Origin of the sequence: Acidovorax sp. 59 (genome assembly GCF_002754175.1) — a bacterium.
In the GTDB taxonomy this organism is placed as follows: Bacteria; Pseudomonadota; Gammaproteobacteria; order Burkholderiales; family Burkholderiaceae_C; genus Acidovorax; species Acidovorax delafieldii.
The window spans coordinates 1,604,656-1,623,589 of the sequence record NZ_PEET01000001.1; the positions used below are offsets into that span (position 1 = coordinate 1,604,656).

Annotated in this window: 14 protein-coding genes; 1 reads left to right on the plus strand and 13 read right to left on the minus strand. The window is 65.4% G+C overall.

All coding sequences use genetic code 11. From position 1 onward, the window contains the following. Nucleotides 1–104: 104 nt before the first annotated feature. The 5 genes from CLU87_RS07245 to CLU87_RS07265 all read right to left on the minus strand — a co-directional run bounded on the left by CLU87_RS07245 (nt 105) and on the right by CLU87_RS07265 (nt 7,840). The gene (locus CLU87_RS07245; RefSeq protein WP_099729995.1) at nt 105–2,408 is read right to left on the minus strand and encodes an ATP-dependent DNA helicase; all 2,304 of its coding nucleotides are present in this window, start codon (nt 2,406–2,408) and stop codon (nt 105–107) included. Beyond that, entirely contained in the window at nt 2,405–3,298 is an 894-nt protein-coding gene (locus tag CLU87_RS07250) for a hypothetical protein (RefSeq protein ID WP_099729996.1), read from the minus strand. Before CLU87_RS07250 ends, CLU87_RS07245 begins: the two co-directional genes overlap by 4 nt. A gap of 112 nt (nt 3,299–3,410) precedes the next feature. Then, complete coding sequence (locus CLU87_RS07255) at nt 3,411–4,379, minus strand: IS1595 family transposase (RefSeq protein WP_099729449.1); 969 nt, start codon at nt 4,377–4,379, stop codon at nt 3,411–3,413. Nucleotides 4,380–4,624: 245 nt separating this feature from the next. Continuing rightward, nucleotides 4,625–5,845 (minus strand): CynX/NimT family MFS transporter, encoded by a 1,221-nt coding sequence (locus CLU87_RS07260; protein ID WP_099729997.1) that lies wholly within the window; start codon nt 5,843–5,845, stop codon nt 4,625–4,627. Between the two features lie 348 nt (nt 5,846–6,193). After that, nucleotides 6,194–7,840: a carboxylesterase family protein gene (locus CLU87_RS07265; RefSeq protein WP_233193730.1), complete on the minus strand. Its 1,647-nt coding sequence runs from the start codon at nt 7,838–7,840 to the stop codon at nt 6,194–6,196. Between the two features lie 224 nt (nt 7,841–8,064). On the opposite strand from CLU87_RS07265, the gene CLU87_RS07270 reads away from it, so the two are divergent. Next, nucleotides 8,065–9,003, plus strand: coding sequence for a LysR substrate-binding domain-containing protein (locus CLU87_RS07270; RefSeq protein WP_158236072.1), 939 nt, complete (start codon nt 8,065–8,067; stop codon nt 9,001–9,003). A gap of 558 nt (nt 9,004–9,561) precedes the next feature. On the opposite strand, the gene dgoD is transcribed toward CLU87_RS07270, so the two are convergent. The 8 genes from dgoD to CLU87_RS07310 all read right to left on the minus strand — a co-directional run bounded on the left by dgoD (nt 9,562) and on the right by CLU87_RS07310 (nt 18,926). Beyond that, nucleotides 9,562–10,710 carry a galactonate dehydratase gene (gene dgoD / locus CLU87_RS07275; RefSeq protein ID WP_099729999.1) on the minus strand — a complete coding sequence of 383 codons (1,149 nt, stop codon included), beginning with the start codon at nt 10,708–10,710 and terminating at the stop codon, nt 9,562–9,564. Nucleotides 10,711–10,768: 58 nt separating this feature from the next. After that, nucleotides 10,769–11,428 carry a 2-dehydro-3-deoxy-6-phosphogalactonate aldolase gene (locus CLU87_RS07280; protein ID WP_099730000.1) on the minus strand — a complete coding sequence of 220 codons (660 nt, stop codon included), beginning with the start codon at nt 11,426–11,428 and terminating at the stop codon, nt 10,769–10,771. After that, nucleotides 11,425–12,474, minus strand: coding sequence for a 2-dehydro-3-deoxygalactonokinase (locus CLU87_RS07285; protein WP_099730001.1), 1,050 nt, complete (start codon nt 12,472–12,474; stop codon nt 11,425–11,427). The genes CLU87_RS07280 and CLU87_RS07285 overlap by 4 nt, the downstream gene beginning before the upstream one ends. Before the next feature lie 11 nt (nt 12,475–12,485). Then, on the minus strand, nt 12,486–13,424 hold the full coding sequence (locus tag CLU87_RS07290) for a dihydrodipicolinate synthase family protein (protein ID WP_099730002.1): 939 nt from the start codon (nt 13,422–13,424) through the stop codon (nt 12,486–12,488). A 113-nt stretch (nt 13,425–13,537) separates the two neighbouring features. After that, complete coding sequence (locus CLU87_RS07295) at nt 13,538–15,271, minus strand: IlvD/Edd family dehydratase (protein ID WP_099730003.1); 1,734 nt, start codon at nt 15,269–15,271, stop codon at nt 13,538–13,540. 34 nt (nt 15,272–15,305) lie between these two features. Continuing rightward, nucleotides 15,306–16,343, minus strand: a complete 1,038-nt coding sequence (yjfF, locus tag CLU87_RS07300) for a galactofuranose ABC transporter, permease protein YjfF (RefSeq protein WP_099730004.1) — start codon at nt 16,341–16,343, stop codon at nt 15,306–15,308. Continuing rightward, complete coding sequence (locus CLU87_RS07305) at nt 16,340–17,392, minus strand: ABC transporter permease (RefSeq protein ID WP_099730005.1); 1,053 nt, start codon at nt 17,390–17,392, stop codon at nt 16,340–16,342. Before CLU87_RS07305 ends, yjfF begins: the two co-directional genes overlap by 4 nt. Further along, nucleotides 17,385–18,926: a sugar ABC transporter ATP-binding protein gene (locus tag CLU87_RS07310; RefSeq protein WP_099732079.1), complete on the minus strand. Its 1,542-nt coding sequence runs from the start codon at nt 18,924–18,926 to the stop codon at nt 17,385–17,387. Before CLU87_RS07310 ends, CLU87_RS07305 begins: the two co-directional genes overlap by 8 nt. Nucleotides 18,927–18,934: the final 8 nt, after the last annotated feature.

Consider the following 18,934-nt stretch of genomic DNA (forward strand, 5'->3'; position numbering starts at 1 on the left):
GGCACAGCCATAGCTCGGGCTATGGCGCGCATTTGCAACGACGAGCAGCGGTGTTATGGCGTGCAAGGCGGGCATGGGCAAAAGACTCTCAGCCTCTTAGCCTCTCAGTCCACCTGCCACCATGCAGGCAGCAGCGCACGCACCTGGGCCTGCGCAAACCGGTCGTCCATCAGGTGCACCACGCCCTCGTCGCTGGGCGTGCGGATCACGCGGCCAGCGGCCTGCACCACCTTTTGCAGACCGGGGTAGAGGTAGGTGTAGTCATAGCCCGCGCCAAACAGTGCCTGCATGCGCTCGCGGATCTGCTCGTTGACGGGGTTGACCTGCGGCAGGCCCAGCGTGGCAACGAACGCGCCAATCAGCCGCTGGCCCGGCAGGTCGATGCCCTCGGCAAACGCGCCGCCCAGCACGGCAAAGGCAATGCCCTGGCTGGTGTCGGTGAAGCGGGCCAGAAACTCGCGCTGCTCGCCTTCGAGCATGCGGCGCGACTGGCACCAGTGCGGCACATCGGGGTGCTGCTGCGCAAACAGCGCGGCGGCCTGCTGCAGGTAGTCATAGCTGCTGAAAAACGCCAGGTAGTTGCCGGGCCGCTCGCGAAACTGCTGCGCCATCAGCGCCGCAATCGGCGCCAGCGATGCCGCGCGGTGCGTGTAGCGTGTGGAGATGTGGCGCGCCACCTGCACCTGCAGCTGGTGCGCAGCAAAGGGCGATTCCACATCCACCCACACATGGTCGTCGGGCAGGCCCAGCAGGTCGGTGTAGTAGCGCGCGGGCTGCAGCGTGGCCGAGAACAATGTGCTGGTGTGTACAGCGGCGAGGCGGGGTTGCAAGAAGGGCGCGGGCACCACGTTGCGGATGCAGATTACGGACTCGCCGGGTTTTGGGGACCGCTGGTGGTGGCTTGACGAAGCCTGGGTGATGTCCACCATCGAATGCGCATCGAGCAGGTCGGCCATGCGTTGCAGGTGCAGGGCATCGAAGTAGAACGTTTGCAGCGCGCCGTCAGGCTCCGTGGGGTGGTCGGTGAAATGCTCGGTGAGCGTGGTGGTGCACTGCTGCAGCGCGGCCAGCAGCTTGTCGGGGAAGGTTTCGAGCACCGTGTACGGGGCCGGGTGCGCCTTGTCCAGCACCACCCAGGCGCGGCGCGCCTTGTCCAGTGCCTTCTTCACCGGCGCGTGCTGCGCAGCGGTGGGGCTGCTGCGGGCCTGGGCCAAGGCGGCGGGGTGCAGCTCGGCGGTGAACATCTTGCGGCCGCGCTCCACCAGGTTGTGGGCCTCGTCCACCAGCAGCGCCGTGCGCCACTGGTTGGCCTGGGCCAGGCCGTGCAGCAGCCCGCCCAGGTCAAAATAGTAGTTGTAGTCGCCCACCACCACATCGGCCCAGCGGGCCAGTTCCTGGCTCAGGTAGTAGGGGCAGACGTCATGCTGCAGGGCTACGTCGCGCACACGGGCTTGTTGCAGGACGGGCGCGGGGTTGCCTGCGCTGGCGGGGGCCACGGCGGCAGCGCGGGCGGCAGGCAGCCGGTCGTAAAAGCCCCGGGCCAGCGGGCAGGATTCGCCGTGGCAGGCCTTGTCTGGGTGTTCGCACGCCTTGTCGCGCGCCACCAGCTCCAGCACACGCAGGGGCAGCGCCGGTGCGCTGTCGGCCAGGCGCGCCAGCGCATCCAGCGCCATCTGCCGCCCCGAGGTTTTGGCGGCCAGAAAGAACACCTTGTCGATGCGCTGCGCAGGCGCAGCCTTGAGCAGCGGGAACAGCGTGCCCATGGTCTTGCCAATGCCCGTGGGCGCCTGGGCCAGCAGGCAGCGGCCCGCCACTGCCGTCTTGTACACGGCCTCGGCCAGCGGGCGCTGGCCGGTGCGAAAGTCGCCAAACGGAAATGCCAAGGTGGTCAGCGCCGCATCGCGTGCCACGCGGTGGGCCACCTGCTGTTCGGCCCAGGCAATGAAGCGCTGGCACTGGGCCTCGAAGTGCTGGCGCAGGTCGTCGGCGTTGCAGCGTTCGGTGAACACCGTCTCCTGCTGCGTGCCCACGTCCAGGTAGACGAGTGCCACGTCGATGTGCGCCAGTTGCTCCTGCTCGCACAGCAGCCAGCCATACACCTTGGCCTGCGCCCAGTGCAGGTGGCGGTGCGATGCGGGTTGGCGGTCCAGTCGCCCTTTGAAGGTCTTGACCTCGTCGATGCGCTGCTGCGCGGGGTCGTAGCCATCGGCCCGGCCGCGCACGCGCAGGGTTTGGTAACTGCCGCTCAGTGCCACCTCGGCGCGGTAGCCTGCACCCCGGCGCGACGCTGCCACCGCATGGCCCGCCATGCCTTCCAGCGCGGTGGGCGCAGGCGTAAAGCGCAGGTCCAGGTCGCCTTGCTTGGCGGTGAACTCGCACAGCTCGCGCACCGCCACGGTGTAGGTCATGGCGGGGTGGTCGGGGTGTCAGTGGCGGGAGGAGCAGGCTCGCCCAAATGGGTCTGAGCCATGTCGTCATCGCTGCGCAGCGGCGTGGCCTTGCACAGCGCCATCCACACAGAAAAGGGCAGGGTGCAGCGGTTGTGCCGCGCGGGGCGCAGCAGCTCAAAGCGCCCGTCATCCACGCTGCCGTGCAATACCCAGATGCCGAAGTGCTCAGGGATCTCGTCGGGCTCGGCTATGCCTGCCGGGAAGACGTAGTAGCACTCCTCGCACAACCACTGATAGGCCTGCCGCTTGGCATCGTGCCGCAGGTCCGACAGCAGGTCGGCCCGGCTCGCCTTCACCTCGTGCACCATGGGCTGCAGGTAGGCGGGCACCGAGGTATTGCGCACCGAGAACAGATCGGGCCGGGCCATGCGCCACACATTGGCAGCGGCGCGGGCAGCCGGGGCGTGGTCATCGTCGGCCCACAGCGGTGCCATGGCGGGCGCGGTATTGGCGGGTGCATCGGCCGTGGCCGCAGGCAGCAGCACATCCCCCATCGGCACGGTGTCGATCACCGCGCGCAGTGACAGTTCGGTCCATACGATGCGCCCCGAAGCCAGCAACTGCGCTGCAAACTTCTGCCCCAGCCGGTCGTGCAGGCTCAGCGCCCGCACGCCACGCTGGCGGGCCTGCGCCAGCGTGCGGATGCCTTCGTCGGTGAGGCGCAGGGTTTCGCAACCATCGGCCGCAATGTGCAGACTGATGAGGCCCGCAGCCAGCAGGTCAATCTCCAGTCCATCCTTGCACGGCCAGCCTGCCGAGCGCCAGATCTGCATCAGGCGGGTGCGGTGAAAGCGGGTGATCGGGATGGCGGGCGGGGAGTCCGAGGTCAAGGAGGGCAGCACCGTCATGACGGGGTGGGTGGGCTGGCGTGGCACTGATTTTAATCACAGTGTCTGGCAGGTGCTGCTTTTTGGATGGGGTAAATGGGTTGTAGAGAGATTTGAGTGGAATTGGGCTCTTCTAGCGAATGCTAGTGACGCCTTGACTCCCCATAGCCGCCTCCAGCACCAGTGCGGGCTGCGGCCCCATGGGGCCTGATCGGTCCAACATCCTGAACCAGCCCAGGTACGAATCAAGGTATTTCGTTGCAACGCCCTTGAAGCGCTGCATCCACCCGCGCAGCCTGCTGACATAGGCATTGACGTTTTGAACATGCCAGGGGCCTCTCACACGCCTACCCCGGCTCACGTTCACCGCCTGGTGCTGCACGCCCAGGGCCCGCGCAGCGCTGGCCAGTGTGACGCTGCCGTCGGTGCATAGGATGGTGTCTGGTGGCAGCAAGGGTTTGAGTGCAGTTTGCACACTCACCGCTTGGTTCGTCTGCAGGATGAGGTTGGCCGTTGCTCCGGCCCGGTCTCGCGCCATCAGCACCGGGGTGTATTCCAAGCCCTTGCAGCCAGCCAGCGCCTTACCGCCGCGTCGGCGAGGACGACGCAGCAAGCCTCTGTGTCCCTTGCAGGAGGCCAGGAAGTAAGACTCATCGGCCTCGGCGATGCCCACAAGCTGGCGTGCCTGCACGCTCTTGGGGCAGGCCAGGAAGCGGTGGCGCCAGCGAAAGGCGGTGCTTTGCGCCACACCCAGGCGCAGGGCCACCTGGTTGAGTGAGAGTCCTTCGCTCAAGACCTGCGCCTGGCCCATCCACTTATCCCGCAGATGCAGGCGTGCCAGCGGTGTTCCAGTCAAGGCGTTGAAGGTGCGCGCGCACTGGCGGCACTTGAAGCGTTGCAGCCCGTTGGCCGAGCCATTCTTGACAAGCTGCGGGCTGCCGCAGTGCGGACAGGTTCGGTGGGCGCTGCCATGTGCTTCTACAACGGCGATGGCTTGACTGTGATCGAGCAGCGCCTGCAGGCAGCTTGCCAGTTGCTGGCGCTGGTGGTGCGTCAGCTGGGGCAGGCTGTGGATCAAGCGCGTCATCTGTTGCTGTCGCATGGCCTTCTCCTGGGGCAGACGCAAGCGCGTCATGCTGGGGAGATGGGGGCGTAGCGCTACGGTTAAAGACTCATCACTAGCATTCGCTAGAAGAGCCTGGAATTGGCATCTTCCGCTCTATAAATATGCGCTCGCAGCTATTGAAATGTGAGCGGCGCAACCGCGCTCGAATAGGATCTTGATGTGGCGCGAGCAAGTGTTGGGGGTACCCTGTGTGCAAGAGATGTGGAGAGAGCCGCAAGTGTTCAAGCGGGGCGCAGGCGGCGCACCCACCACGAAAGCCCCAGGCCTACCACCGAAGCCACACCAGTGACCGCCCAGGTGAAATGCCAGCCGCCCGCCAGGCCCGCCACCCAGGCCACTAGAGGTGGACCCAGGAACTGGCCACAGGCCGAGCATTGCTGCACCCAGCCCATCGTGGTGGACACCGTATGCTCGCTAGGTGCTACCCTTACCGCCAGGGCAAACAAGGTGGCTGGAATCATCCCGCCCACCGCTGAAAACGCCACCACGGCAGCGAAACGAAGGATCGGGCCGTCGCCTGCCAAAGGACTGAATGCCGCCACGGTGGCCAATGCCGTGCCGCCGAAGCCGAGGGACAGCAGACTATGCGTGCGCCAGCCCGCCCGCATCAAGCCGCCGGCCCCCAGATTCCCCACCACATTGGCCGCGCAGGCCAGTGCAGTCAAAGCACCGGCGGCCACGCCGCTGACGCCTGCCTGCACGTAGATGGAAGGCAAAAATCCAATGACGGCCAACCACTGGCAGGAGTACATGCCAAAAGCCACCGCTACCACCCAAGGCCCTTGACTGGCCAGGGTGAGCCGCAACCGCCGCGCCAAAATCACGATCGCTGGTGACGGTGAGTCACTACGCGGCCGCGGCTCGGTGGCACGCTGGGCATCTGGCGAAACTGCCACAGCCAGCCAGAGCCCCGCGCAGCCCGCCAGCACGCCCAGCAGCCCCCACCAGGTCTGCCAATTCCACAGCGCCATGATCACGGGCCCGGCCAAAAGCGCCAACGCAACGCCGGCGGGCATATACGCCCCCCACAACCCCATGAACGTGGGCAGCTTGGCCGTGGGCACCAGCTGCCGCATCAAGCTCGGCGCTGGCAGCACAACACACAGGAAGCCCAAGCCCTCCAGCGCCCGCAACGCGAGCAGCTCAGCGGGATGGCGGGCCCACGCGCCCGCCACGCTGGCGACACACAATACGCCCAGCCCGTGCAGCATGCTGCGCCGCAGGCCAAAGCCATCGGCCAGCGCCCCCACGAGAACGCCCAGCAGCATGCCCGCCAGCTGGACAGCCGACAGCAAGAAGCCCGCCTCGACCAGCGAGACCCCCAACGCATCCCGCAAAACGGCGATGGCGGGTGGAATCTTGCCGATGTGCACGGCGGCCGCAAGTCCCGCCAGAAAGACGGCGATGGGCGCGCGCAGGGGAAAGGAAATCAACGATCGCATTTCTTCTAAGCCTGTATAGGGTAGGGAGCTGATGAGCTGCCACCCCGAACACGATAGCAAACGACCCTGCCTCCGCCCAAGACCACTGTCACCAGTGCGGCGGGGCCTCAACCGAGCAGCCCAAGGCTCACCGTCGCGCCGTCAGGTGGCGCTTGCGTCAACGCCTTCCACGTCGCTCGCATGGCATGCATGCGTTCCTACGTAACAGGTGCGCAAGTGGCGCATTCCTGCTCATACTGCTGCAGGGTGACGACGTAGTCGGTTCCGCCACCTCGCGAGCACTTCCAGTTGTCCTGGCGCGTGGGCCGCTGCCCCCACGGATAAGGCGGGTTTTTTGGCTCATTCAAACTATTGATACCCTAGCAGCGCATCCCACACGCGCATCTGGGCGATCTTGGGCACCGCGCCAAACGCGATGGACGAAGACGCTCCGGAGCCGATCAGCGCGGAGTTTGCGTTGCCGCTGGCGTAGCCCGGCCAGACGGTGCCATCCGCTAAAGTCGCCGTCCCGGTTTGGGCGAAAGTGACCACTGCGCTCATCAAATGTCGGCTCAGTCGCTGCTCTGCAGCGCCCGATCCCACTTTTTGACGGTAGTAGTCAAGCCCATATGTGCCGAACAAGAAGGGCAGCTCTGCACAATGTGGCACGCCCCGCCCCGGGGCTGGCAAGTCATGCATGAAGATTCCATATCGCACGTTTGCGCCTTGCTTCACGAGACTGTCTGCATAACGTACGCAGAAGTTGCGCAGATTCCTGTCACCGTTGATTTCAACCCACAGGTTGCCCGGCGCTGAGGAACGACCATCAGCCAGGGCCGCATCCTGATAGGCGCCGATCACCTGTGCAGCACGACTGGCAGAACCAGAGAGTGGAGCAACGAGTGCTGTGAGCGCTTCCATTGACGAAGGCAGTGGAGCGGTGAGCGGGGCCTGATTCGCTGGATCGATGAGGTCAACAAAAAACGACCCCTCGGTGAGCGTATTCGTGATCAGCACCGGTACGCGCTGGGGCCATGAAACCCGGGTCCAATCTGCGAACACAGTCTTCCCATCCATCACGGGCGACGCCTTGACGCCAAAGCCGGACCGAAAAGTAGAGGGCAGCGGTTGAGCGTTCAGTGCCAATTCGGCTGCGTGCAACGTGGCCGCCGGTATGCCCAACAGCCCCTTGGGTGTGGTCTTTAGGCTCGTGGCCAGCAGCTCGGTGTAGCTGGCCGCGTCTTGAAGGGTGAACCCCGCAGGCGCGGCAATTCCGGCAGAACTGAACAAAACAGCTTTGTGCAGCCACTGGCTCCAGACAGGGTGCTGCGCGATCAATGCCGTGTTGACAGCGCCCGCTGATTGCCCCGCGAGGCACACGTTGCCTGGGTCTCCGCCGAAGCGGGCAATGTTCTCGTGTACCCACCGCAACGCGGCTGCCTGATCCTGCAGGCCCCAGTTCGCAGCAAGTCCGGTTTCAGGATCTGTGAAATCCGGGTGGGCCAAGCTGGACATTGCACCCAAGCGATAGTTGACCGTGACGACAACCAGTCCCTGCTCAGCCAGTCTCTGCCCGTCCATCAGGGGCATGCTGGTAGCGCCCGTGCGCCACGCACCGCCATGGAGCCAGACCACCACTGGAGCCTTGCTCATGTCGCGGGGCGCCCAAACATTGAGAGTGAGACAGTCTTCGCTTTGCGCTTGAGGCTGCGTGTAGATCCAGGTCACATTGGCAGGGAGCGTTTGTAAACTGGCAGGACCAAACACGGTGGCAGGGGTCACCTGGGCCGTGGTGGGCACATAGGGCTTGGGAGATTGGAACCGTAGCGCTCCAACTGGGGGCTGCGCATAGGGCACACCCTTGTATACCGCGATGCCACCCAGCACCGCTGCGCTGAACTTGCCCGAGGTAGTGTCCACCACGGGGTTCTCACCGCCCCCACCGCCACACCCTATCAACGAACCGGCAAGCGCCCCGGAGGAAACCTGCAGAAATATCCTTCGCGTTGTCATCATGTCTCCAGAAATAGTTGATCTAGATATCAGTTGCTGAAAAACTCATGCTAGACAACCCACCTCGTGGTGGCGAGACTCAGTGGTGGAACGCCCTGTTGCGAAAACAGCCCATCCAAGAGGATCTGGGCTGCAGCAACCTATGGCAAGCTGGGAGTTGGACAGCGGACGAGCGCGAACTCCAGGCTCGCGCGTTATTTGCAAAACGACGATGACGGATGGGCCGAATGGATAACGTGTTGCTGGCTGTGGAAGACCTTCTGAGTTTTGTAGAGGTAGCCGACGCAGGAGGCTTCACCGCCGCCAGCAGGCGCACAGGCATACCGAAGTCGCGATTGAGTCGCCGCGTGGCGGCTCTTGAGTCATTCCTTGGGGTTGCCCTACTGCACCGCAATGCAAGGCGGTTTGAATTGACCGATGTAGGGCACAGCATTTTTCTACATGGCCAGGCGGTGCGAGTTGAAACGCAAACTGCCATCGCCGTCGCACGTGAGAGCCTGGAGAGTCCCTGGGGGCAACTACGAGTGGCTTGCCCAGCAGCCATTGCGGCATCACTTGTCGGCCGGATAGCCCTGCAATTCAGTGCCCGCTATCCTCGCGTCACCCTGTCTCTTCAAACCACCGATGGACGTTTACGCCCCTTGGATGACACGGTGGACCTTGTGATTCAGCCGACAACACAGCCGCTGACGGACTCCAGTCTCGTCGCCAGAAGGCTGGCAACGGTTCCCTATGCCTTGTATGCAAATCCAGCGCTCGTTGCGGCTCTCAATACCCCGGAGACACCGTTGGCTCTATCCCGCTGCGCAGCTGTGGGCTGGAGCATTACTTCCTCAGTGGCGCGCTGGACACTGATTGGCCCCGAGAACCAAAGTGCGAACGTCGAACTGGACGTGCGCTTTGTGAGCGACAACCTGCTATTGAACCGGGAAGCGGCGCTTCAGGGGCTAGGGGTTGTGCAGCTTCCTAGGATCATGGCGGCTAGCCATATTGCGAGCGGACAACTGCTTCAGGTAGCGCCCGACTGGGTTCCCCCCGCGATGCACATCTACGCACTTTATCCGTCTCGCCGCCACCTTACGCTAGCGGGCCGCTGCTTTCTGGATATGTTGGAAGAGGGAATGCAAGACGTAGCAAGCCCTCCGGACCATCCGCACTCGGTGTGACTCATTGCTGCCTGCCATGGCGTAGCCTTGGGAGACGCTGCCAGTCTCAGCGATTTTTCGTGGGCTGTTCCTAGGCGTTTTACCCTGCGCAGCATTTGATGATCCCGACGTGGCGTCCATTCACGAGCTTTACGACTGGCCTGGCGAGCGGCTGCACTCTACGCCTACCGCGTCTGCCTAGCGTAAGGGGGCCATGAAGCGAACCAAAACTCGTAGCCAGGCGTCACCTTCAGCGTGATCACGGTGTCATAAAAGTGCTTGATTCGGCAGAAGTCGATGAACTGCTGACTCGCACCCTGCAGTAACCCACTGGGGACTAGTGCGTCACTCCAGCTCCGGACCCAACATGAGTGGCTCAAATCGCATAGGCTGATCCACTCGCAGTTGCGTGGTGAGAGCAAGGGAACAAAGGTCGAGAGCGCTGCGAATCGATACCCTGCGATGTAGTGAAAATCAGGCACCAGTCAGGCCTGCCATCCACGCACAAGAATGGAGCGACAACACCCAGCCTAAATCAGCCCACTACCGCTGAATCCGCTATCGAAGCTCCTAATCACCTCACCACTCCGCAAAACTCCCATCCCGGTGCCGCCACACCGGGTTCCTCCACCGGTGCCCCTCCTGCGCCCGCTCGCGCACATAGTCCTCGTTCACCTCAATGCCTAGCCCCGGCCCGGTGGGGATGGCGACCATGCCGTCCTGGTATGCAAACACCCCGGGGTTGGACACATAGTCCATCAGGTCGTTGGCCTGGTTGTAGTGGATGCCCAGGCTTTGCTCCTGGATAAAGGCGTTGTAGCAAACCGCATCCAGCTGCAGGTTGGCCGCCAGGGCAATCGGGCCCAGCGGGCAGTGCAGGGCCAGAGCCACGTCGTAGGCCTCGGCCATGCTGGCGATCTTGCGGGTTTCGGTGATGCCGCCTGCGTGCGAGGGGTCGGGCTGGATGATGTCCGCATAGCCGCCTTGCAGCACGCGCTTGAAGTCCCAGCGCGAGTACAGACGCTCGCCCAGGGCAATGGGGGTGGATGAGATGCGGGCGATCTCCTTCAGCGCCTCTTCGTGTTCGCTCAGTACGGGCTCTTCGATGAACATGAGCTTGTAGGGCTCCAGCTCCTTGACCAGCACCTTGGCCATGGGCCGGTGCACACGGCCGTGAAAGTCCACGCCAATCCCCACATTCGGCCCCACGGCCTCGCGCACGGCGGCCACGTTTTGAAGGCAGCGCTCCACCTTGTCGTAGCTGTCCACGTACTGCACCTCTTCGGTGCCGTTCATCTTCACGGCCGTGAAGCCGCGCGCCACGGCGGCCTGGGCAGCGGCGGCCGTCTCGCTAGGGCGGTCTCCGCCAATCCAGCTGTAGACCTTGATGTGGCTGCGGACATTGCCCCCCAGCAGCTCGGACACGGGCACGCCCAGCGCCTTGCCCTTGATGTCCCACAGGGCCTGGTCGATCCCGGCCAGTGCGCTCATGTGCACACCGCCACCCCGGTAGAAGCCGCCCCGGTACAGCACGGTCCAATGGTCTTCGATGTGGCGTGGGTCTTTGCCAACGAGATAGTCTGCCAGCTCATCCACCGCAGCGGCCACGGTGTGCGCGCGGCCTTCCAGCACGGGCTCGCCCCAGCCAGTGATGCCTTCGTCCGTTTCTATTTTGAGGAAGCACCAGCGCGGCGGAACGATGAACGTGGTGAGTCGGGTGATCTTCATGGGGGCGGGGCAGTCGGTTCAGAAATGCTGGGTTGTCTGGAGCGAGTAGGGGCGTGGTTCAGGCCGTGGCGGGCGCGGTGCCAAAGGACGCCTGCCACGCCCGCGCAAACGCTGCGGCTTTGTGCGCGACTTCGGGGGCCTGGTCGCCGGGCCGGTACAGGGCCGAGCCCAGGCCAAAGCCGCTGGCGCCTGCTGCCGCATAAGGGGCAATGCTCTCGGGCACGATGCCGCCCACGGGCACCAGCGCCATGGGCGGCATGATGACGGCGCGCCACGCCTTGAGCACATGGGGCGGCAGCGCCTCGGCCGGAAAGAGCTTGAGCATGTTGGCGCCCGCTGCCAGCGCGGCATAGGCCTCGGTCAGCGTAGCCACGCCGGGCGCGCAGGCCATGCCGGCGGCCCGTGCGGCGCGGATCACGTCGGGGTCGCTGTGGGGCATGACGATGATCTGCCCGCCGGCTGCGGCCACATCGGCCACGGCATCGATGGAGAGCACGGTGCCTGCGCCCACCAGGCAGTCGGCTGGCAGTGCATCGCGCAGCGCGCGGATGCTGGCCAGCGGCTCGGGCGAGTTGAGCGGCACTTCGATGATGCGAAACCCCGCGTCGTACAGCGCGTGGCCGATGGCCACCACCTCGTGCGGCTGCACGCCGCGCAGGATGGCGATGAGCCCGCAGCGCTGCAGGATGTGGAACAGGGTTTTGTCGATGGGGTTCATGCAGCCAGACTCCCGGCGGTGAAGGGGTGTGAGGGGGCGGGTGCGGGCGCAACGACCAGCCCTGCCGCCAGCGCGATTTGCCACAGCCCGGTGGCCGTGGCTTGCGTGGCGATGGTGGGGGCGGCAAAGCCGTAGGCCTGCATTGCGACGGCGTAGCGGCGGCACAGGTCGGGCTCGCCGCAGAGCACCAGTGTTGGTGGTGTTGTTGGAGTTTGACCCTGTGCGCGGCTCAGGCTCGCCACCTCGTGCCCGATCAGCAGGCCGGAGAGGTAGTCCGCTTGCGCGGTAGGCGCCAGCGCGCCGGTCAGCCCCAGCGTGCGGGTGCTGAAGATGTGCGAGAGCAGTCCCAGCGCGGCATCGCTGCCCCGCGCCACCTCCAGCCCGCGCGCAAAGGCATCGTCGTCGGGTGTCGCTGCGGCCTGCATGGTCTTGCCCAGAATCGTGTGGCCGCGCAGTGCGGCAAACACCTCGCCGGTCATGAAGGTGTGGAACTGTTCGATGCGGCCCCGGCGTGCCAGCACCCATTTGCTGTGCGTGCCGGGCAGGCCGATGAGCACGGGCGCATCCGCACGCAGCGCAAGGCCCGCCAGCACGCCCAGCACCTGGGTTTCTTCGCCGCGCATCACGTTGGGCAGCGCGCCCTGCTGCAACAGGCCCGGCACGATGTGCAGCGGCGGGCCGTCGCGCCGCTCCACCAGTGTCAGGCCCCGCGCCAGTGCATCGAGCGAGGTGGGCGTGGGCAGGTACTTGGCCTCGCGCCAGCCCTGGGCGCTGCCCACCATGCCGCAGGCCAGCAGGGGCAGGCTGGGCGTGGTGGACAGCCAGTCGCCGCAGGTGTCTTGGAGTGCGCGTTCAAACGCGGCGCCGGGCTCGCCGTCTGCCACGCTCGCGGTGGCGGGGGGCAGGTTCATGATGCCCCAGGGGCGGTGCCGCGTCTCCAGCACCTCGCCATGCGCGCCCATGCGAAAGGCGCGCAATGCGCTGGTGCCCCAGTCCAGGGCAATCAGGCCGGCCTCGGCGGGCACCAGAAAACGTGCAGGCACCATGGGAGTCCTGCTTAACGTGCCCAGCGCAGCACCAGCGGGTCCAGCCGCCGCGCGATGTCGATCAGGCCGCGGCGCACTTCGGGGTGCATGGGCGGGAAGGGGTGGCGGCCTGCCTCGCAGGTGATTACGCCGCCTTCCTTCATCAACGCCTTGGCCGTGAGGATGCCGCCCTGGCGGTTTTCGTGGTTGATGAGGGGCAACCAGCGCTGGTAGAGCGCAAACGCCTGGTCCATGTCGCCCTGGCGGTGCGCCTCGATGATGGGGCGAATGCCGTCGGGGAAGGCGCCACCCGTCATCGCGCCCGTGGCGCCCGCATCCAGGTCGGCCAGCAGGGTGATGGCCTCTTCGCCGTCCCACGGGCCTTCAATCGCATCGCCGCCCAGGCGGATCAGCTCGCGCAGCTTGCTGGCGGCGCCGGGCACTTCGATCTTGAAGTAGGCCAGGTTCTCGATCTCCTGCGCCATGCGCGCGAGAAAGGGGGCCGACAGCACGGTGCCGCTGGCGGGTGCGTCCTGCACCATGATCGGGATGCGGATCGCATCGGACACACGGGCATAGAACTCGTAGATCTGCGCCTCGGGCACGCGGAAGGTGGCACCGTGATACGGCGGCATGACCATCACCATGGCCGCGCCCATGTCCTGCGCGGCGCGGCTGCGCTCGGCACACACGCGCGTGCCGTAGTGGGTGGTGGTGACGATGACTGGCACACGGCCTGCCACATGCTCCAGCGATGTGCGGGTGAGGACTTCGCGCTCGGCGTCGGACAGCGAGAACTGCTCGGAGAAGTTGGCCAGGATGCAAACGCCATCCACACCGGAGTCGATCATGAAGTCGAGGCAGCGCTTCTGGCTGTCGAGGTCGAGGCGGCCGTCTTCATGGAACGTGGTGGGCACCACGGGGAAGATGCCGCGGTAGCGAGGGTTCTGGAGGGAATGGGTGGCTGGCATGGCGGGTGCGGGTAAGAATTTGAGTGAAATATGCCTATAGCGCTAGTTGAATAAGCGCTGGTAGCTATTGAATTTGTAGCAATTGACTGCGACGAGCGCCTCAGTGGGGCGCATCAATGCGAGTGGCGGGGCACAGCAGCCCCCCGGCAGCCGACCAAGAAGTCAAAGTCGCAACCATCGTCCGCCTGCAGTACGTGGTCCACATACAGCCGCTGGTAGCCACCGCGTCCGCCGTTGTCCGCGCCCGCCAACGCGGCCAGGCGTGCTGCCAGTTCCTCGTCGCCGATGTCCAGGTGCAGGCGGCCGTTCTCGCAGTCCAGCTCAATGAAGTCGCCATCGCGCACAGCAGCCAGCGGGCCACCGGCTGCCGCCTCGGGCGCCACGTGCAGCACCACGGTGCCGTAGGCGGTGCCGCTCATGCGGGCGTCTGAGATGCGCACCATGTCCTTCACGCCCTGGCGCAGCAGCTTGGGCGGCAGGCCCATGTTGCCCACCTCGGCCATGCCGGGGTAGCCCTTGGGGCCGCAGTTCTTGAGCACCATCACGCAGCTTGCGTCGATGTCCAGGTTTTCATCGACGATGCGTTCCTTGTAGTGCTCCAGGTTCTCGAACACCACGGCGCGGCCCCGGTGCTTGAGCAGTTCGGGCGAGGCGGCGGAGGGCTTGAGCACCGCGCCACGCGGCGCCAGGTTGCCGCGCAGGATGCAGATGCCCCCGTCGGCAATCAGCGGGTTGTTGATCGGGCGGATCACCTCGTCGTTGTATTGGGGCGCTTCGCGCACGTTGTCCCACAGGCTCTTGCCGTTGACGGTGAGTGCGTTGGGGTGGGGCAGCAGGCCGTTCTCGCCCAGGCGGCGCAGCACGGCGGGCAGGCCGCCCGCGTAGTAGAACTCTTCCATCAGGAAGCGGCCCGAGGGCTGCAGGTCTACCAGCGTGGGCGTACCACGGCCAATGCGCGTCCAGTCCTCCAGGTCCAGCTGTACGCCGATGCGGCCTGCGATGGCCTTGAGGTGGATGACCGCGTTGGTGGAGCCGCCGATGGCGGCGTTGGTGCGGATAGCGTTCTCGAAGGCTTCGCGAGTGAGAATTTTGGAGAGCGTGAGCCCTTCGTGCGCCATTTCAACGATCCGTTTGCCCGACATGTGGGCTAGTACATACCGGCGCGAGTCCACGGCCGGGATGGCAGCGTTGTGCGGCAGCGAAGTGCCCAGCGACTCGGCCATGCAGGCCATGGTGCTGGCCGTGCCCATGGTGTTGCAGGTGCCGGCGGAGCGTGACATGCCGGCCTCGGCCGCGAAGAACTGGTGTTCGTTGATCTCGCCGGCTTTCAGTGACTCGTGCAGGCGCCACACGGCCGTGCCCGAGCCGATGTCCTTGCCGTCGAGCTTGCCGTTGAGCATGGGCCCGCCGGTGACCACGATGGCGGGCACATCGCAGCTGGCCGCGCCCATCAGCAGCGCAGGCGTGGTTTTGTCGCAGCCCACCAGCAGCACGACCGCGTCGATGGGGTTGCCGCGAATGGCCTCTTCCACATCCATGCTGGCCAGGTTGCGCGTGAGCATGGCCGTGGGTCGCAGGTTGGATTCGCCGTTGGAGAAAACCGGGAACTCCACCGGAAAGCCGCCCGCCTCGTAGATGCCGCGCTTCACATGCTCGGCGATCTTGCGAAAGTGGGCGTTGCATGGCGTCAGCTCGGACCAGGTGTTGCAGATGCCGATCACGGGGCGGCCGTCGAACGCGTGGTCGGGGATGCCCTGGTTCTTCATCCAGCTGCGGTACATGAAGCCGTTCTTGTCGGCCGTGCCGAACCATTCGGCGGAGCGGAGTTTGCGCTTGGGGGTGGTCATGGTGGGGTGCGAGAGAAAGAGGAAAAATGAAGAGTCAACGGGCCTTGCCCGAGCGGCGCGAAAGCAGCCGCTGCAGCAGACAGAAAGCGAACAGCAGCACACCAACGACGATGCGTGTCCACCAGGAGCTGAGCGTGCCGTCGAAGGAAATCAGGGTCTGGATGATTCCGAGCATGAGCACGCCAAACAGCGTGCCCGCCACATAGCCCACGCCACCCGTGAGCAGCGTGCCGCCAATGACCACTGCGGCAATCGCATCCAGCTCCATGCCCACGGCATGCAGGCCATAGCCCGACAGCATGTAGAACGTGAACACCACGCCCGCCAGTGCCGAGCAAAAGCCCGACAGCGTGTACACGCCAATCAGCGTACGGCGCACCGGCAGGCCCATGAGCACAGCCGAGTGCTCGCTGCCGCCCACCGCATACACGCTGCGGCCAAACGGCGTGCAGTGCGCCACAAACAGGGCAACCAGCAGCACGGCGATGGCGATGAGCGCCCCCAGCGATAGGGATGCGCCTTCCCACAGCGGCAGGCGCCACTGGGCCAGCTCCGAATAGCCTTCGTGTGTGATGCTGATGGAGTCGATGCTGATCAGGTAGCACAGCCCCCGCGCCAGGAACATGCCTGCCAGCGTGACGATGAAGGGCTGAAGCCGAAAGCGCTCGATGAGGAAACCCATGAACGCGCCAAATGCCGTGCCCATCAGCAACACCAGCGGGATGGCGACCATCGGGTTCCAGCCCCGGTGTTCCACCAGCGCGGCCAGCACCATGGTGGTCAGCGCCACCACCGAGCCCACCGAGAGGTCGATGCCGCCCGACAGGATCACGAACGTCATGCCCACCGCCACGATGATGAGGAAGGCGTTGTCGATCAGCAGGTTGAGGAACACCTGGGCCGAGAAGAACCCGGTGTACAGCACCGAACCCAGCGTGGCCATGGCCACGAACAGCGAGATGGTGGCTGCCAGCGGCAGGTACTTGGGGTTGAACCGCGCGCGCGCGGCGGTGGCCTGTGGGGCAGGGTGGTTCACGGTGCCGAAGCCTGCGGTTTTGGGTACGGCGCTCATGGCAAAGCTCCCGCGCCGGGGCGGCGTGCCAGGGCGCCGACTTGCGCCCGGAACTCGGGCGACTGCAGCAGCATCACGATGAACACCACCACGGCCTTCACCACCAGGTTGATCTCGGGCGGCACGCCCAGCGAGTAGATGGCGTAGGTCAGCGTCTGGATGATGAGCGCACCAATCACGCTGCCCACCAGGCTGAAGCGGCCTCCGGTGAGGGCGGTGCCACCCAGTGTGACGGCCAGGATGGCGTCCAGCTCCAGCAGCTGCCCAGCGTTGTTGCCATCCGCGCTCTTCACGTTGGAGCTGATCAGCAGCCCCGCAATACCCGCGCACACGCCGCAGAACACATAGGCCGCCACGATAAGCCGCCCCGCCTGCACGCCCGCCACCCGCGCCGCCGTGGGGTTGATGCCCACTGCCTGGATGAACAGGCCCAGCGCCGTGCGCGTGATGGCGAGGTACAGCACCACGAAGACTGCGGCCACTACGAACACAGAGAACGGCAGCCCTGCCAGGTACCCACCGCCCATGAAGAAGTAGGGCGTGTAGTAGATGGTGATGATCTGCCCGTCGGTGATGAGCTGGGCAATGCCCCGGCCCGCCACCATGAGGATCAGTGTGGCAATGATGGGCTGCATGCCCACCTTGGCGACCAGCACGCCATTCCACAGCCCGCACAGCAGCGCCACGCCGATGGCGCCCAGGATGGCGACGGGCAGTGGAAACCGGCTCTCGGTGCCCGACACCGAGCCGCCGATCAGCCACGCTGCCACGGCCGCTGCAATGGCCACCGTCGCGCCCACCGAAATATCGATGCCGCGTGTGGCAATCACCAGCGTCATGCCCAGCGAAACCAGCACCAGCGGTGCGGCGCGGTTCAGTATGTCGATGAGGCTGCCGTACAGGTGCCCATCGCGCCATTCGATGTGTAGAAAACTGGCGTTGAAAGCCGTATTGATGGCCAGCAGGAGCAGCAACGTGACGGCGGGCCACGCCAAGCGGTGTCGCATCAGCGCGGCAAAAAGGGAAGGAGAGGAGGGACGTTCAAGCATGTTCTGCGGCGATGAGTTCGTAGACGGCGTCTTCGCTGCTGCCCGCAGGCAGCTCACCCACCTTGTGGCGGTCGCGGAGCACCACGATGCGGTGCGCCACGCGCACCACCTCGCTCATTTCGGAAGAGATGAACAGAACGGCCATGCCGCCCTGGGCCAGGCGCAGGATCTGGTCCATGATTTCCTGCTTGGCGGCCACGTCGATGCCGCGCGTGGGTTCGTCCAGGATCAGCAGTCGCGGCTCGATGGCCATCCAGCGCGCAAGGATGGCCTTTTGCTGGTTGCCGCCCGAGAGCAAGCCGATGGGCTTGTCCACCGTCTCGGTCTTGATGCCCAGCAGCTTCACATAGCGCTCGGCCAGGGCCGTTTGTTCGGCGCGCGAGAGGAACTTGCCCACGCCCATGCGGGCCTGCAGCGCCAACGCAATGTTCTCGCGCACCGACAGCTCGGCCACGATGCCGTCGGTCTTGCGCTCTTCGGGGCACAGGGCCAGGCCGTGGCGAATCGCGTCCATGGGGTTGGCAAACTTCACCACCTGCCCGTCGATGCGCAGCGCGCCCCGGTCGGGCTGCTCCAGGCCAAACAGCAGGCGCGCCAGCTCGGTGCGGCCCGATCCCAGCAGCCCCGCCAGGCCCACCACCTCGCCCGCACGGATCTGCAGGTCCAGCGGCTGCAGTTGCGTGTCCTGCCCCAGGCCCTCGGTTTGAAGCAGCGTGGTCTGTTGGCTGTCCACGGTCGGCGCTGGTGCGGGTTGCTCCGATGCCGCAGCCATATCGCGGCCCAGCATGGCGGCGATGAGGGCTTGAGGTCCGAGGTCCTTTGCCAGCCACTCACCCACCCAGCTTCCGTTGCGCAGCACGGTGATGCGGTCGGATACGGCATACACCTGGTTCAGGAAATGCGTCACAAAGACGATGGACAGGCCCTCGCTGCGCAAACGCCGCAGCACCTCGAAGAGCTTTTGCACCTCGTCGTCGTCCAGGCTGGAGGTGGGTTCGTCCAGAATCAGCACGCGCGATTCGATGCTGAGTGCACGCGCAATCGCCACCAGCTGCTGTACGGCCACCGGGTAGTCCGACAGCAGGCGCGTCACGTCGATCTGCAGACCGATGCGCGCCACCAGATCGCGGGCGCGCTGGTGCAGCGTGGCCCAGTCGATGCGGAAGCCCTGCGCGATGCCGCAGCGCGGGTAGCGGCCCGCAAAGATGTTCTCGGCCACCGAGAGGTTGGGGCAGAGGTTGACCTCCTGGTACACGGTGCTGATGCCCAGGCGCTGCGCCGCCAGCGGCGAGTCCGGCCACACCGCTGCTCCGCCCAGCCGCATCTGGCCGCCGCTGGCCTCCAGCACGCCTGTCAGCACCTTGATCAGGGTGGACTTGCCCGCACCGTTCTGTCCCATCAGCGCATGGATCTCGCCAGGGTAGAGGTTGAGCTGCACATCGCGCAGCACGGTGATGCCCGCAAACTGCTTGTGGATGCCCGAAAGCTGCAGCACCGGCGCGGCAGCGGGGGCGTGAGCGGTGGACGCGTCCATGGGGGGCA

Excerpts from the sequence above, each read along its gene's own strand:
- CLU87_RS07245 (WP_099729995.1), bottom strand. The coding sequence starts at position 2,408 with ATGACCTACACCGTGGCGGTGCGCGAGCTGTGCGAGTTCACCGCCAAG.
- CLU87_RS07250 (WP_099729996.1), bottom strand. The coding sequence starts at position 3,298 with ATGACGGTGCTGCCCTCCTTGACCTCGGACTCCCCGCCCGCCATCCCG.
- CLU87_RS07255 (WP_099729449.1), bottom strand. The coding sequence starts at position 4,379 with ATGCGACAGCAACAGATGACGCGCTTGATCCACAGCCTGCCCCAGCTG.
- CLU87_RS07260 (WP_099729997.1), bottom strand. The coding sequence starts at position 5,845 with ATGCGATCGTTGATTTCCTTTCCCCTGCGCGCGCCCATCGCCGTCTTT.
- CLU87_RS07265 (WP_233193730.1), bottom strand. The coding sequence starts at position 7,840 with ATGATGACAACGCGAAGGATATTTCTGCAGGTTTCCTCCGGGGCGCTT.
- CLU87_RS07270 (WP_158236072.1), top strand. The coding sequence starts at position 8,065 with ATGGATAACGTGTTGCTGGCTGTGGAAGACCTTCTGAGTTTTGTAGAG.
- dgoD (WP_099729999.1), bottom strand. The coding sequence starts at position 10,710 with ATGAAGATCACCCGACTCACCACGTTCATCGTTCCGCCGCGCTGGTGC.
- CLU87_RS07280 (WP_099730000.1), bottom strand. The coding sequence starts at position 11,428 with ATGAACCCCATCGACAAAACCCTGTTCCACATCCTGCAGCGCTGCGGG.
- CLU87_RS07285 (WP_099730001.1), bottom strand. The coding sequence starts at position 12,474 with ATGGTGCCTGCACGTTTTCTGGTGCCCGCCGAGGCCGGCCTGATTGCC.
- CLU87_RS07290 (WP_099730002.1), bottom strand. The coding sequence starts at position 13,424 with ATGCCAGCCACCCATTCCCTCCAGAACCCTCGCTACCGCGGCATCTTC.
- CLU87_RS07295 (WP_099730003.1), bottom strand. The coding sequence starts at position 15,271 with ATGACCACCCCCAAGCGCAAACTCCGCTCCGCCGAATGGTTCGGCACG.
- yjfF (WP_099730004.1), bottom strand. The coding sequence starts at position 16,343 with ATGAGCGCCGTACCCAAAACCGCAGGCTTCGGCACCGTGAACCACCCT.
- CLU87_RS07305 (WP_099730005.1), bottom strand. The coding sequence starts at position 17,392 with ATGCTTGAACGTCCCTCCTCTCCTTCCCTTTTTGCCGCGCTGATGCGA.
- CLU87_RS07310 (WP_099732079.1), bottom strand. The coding sequence starts at position 18,926 with ATGGACGCGTCCACCGCTCACGCCCCCGCTGCCGCGCCGGTGCTGCAG.